This window comes from Idiomarina sp. Sol25 (assembly GCF_033052775.1).
Classification (GTDB): domain Bacteria; phylum Pseudomonadota; class Gammaproteobacteria; order Enterobacterales; family Alteromonadaceae; genus Idiomarina.
The window spans coordinates 1-453 of sequence record NZ_JAUPEW010000043.1; the positions used below are offsets into that span (position 1 = coordinate 1).

Genomic DNA, 453 nt, shown 5'->3' on the forward strand with positions numbered 1-453 from the left:
GGCGGGCGTGCCGATGTCATCGGCCATGATTTGCTCGAAGCTCCGCAGAAGTCCGGTTTTTTCAAAGACATGGTTGCCGTATTTTTCGTGGACGCCGAGGTCGAGCGGATAAGCGACGCGTGTTCCGACAGCCAAAGCTTCAAGGCTTGCGGTGGAACTCATGGTCACCATCAGGTCAATGTTGTGCACCATTTCGCTGATCGGAGTGTAGTCGATGCTGAAATTGGACGGAACCTCCCTGTCTTTCAGCAAGGCCTCGGGCGCAAACTTCATCTTGTGGAAGGTATCCTCGTCCGGCCGGTGGCGAGGTTTCAGGATTACTTCGCGATCGGGGTGACGCAGGGCATAGCGGATCATTGAGTTATAGACGAACAGGCGCTCCTCGCGATTTTCCGGAACCGTGGGCTGGTCGGCAAACAGAACCCGCTGGATGGGGCCGGTTTTCTGCGCGGC

The 453-nt window shown here is 57.0% G+C and carries 1 protein-coding gene; it reads right to left on the bottom strand.

Going from position 1 to position 453, the window contains the following annotated elements; translation table 11 throughout:
- Positions 1–453, bottom strand: a 453-nt coding sequence (locus Q5L94_RS13380; protein WP_317498860.1) for a DUF6716 putative glycosyltransferase, incomplete at both ends; no start/stop codon positions are given.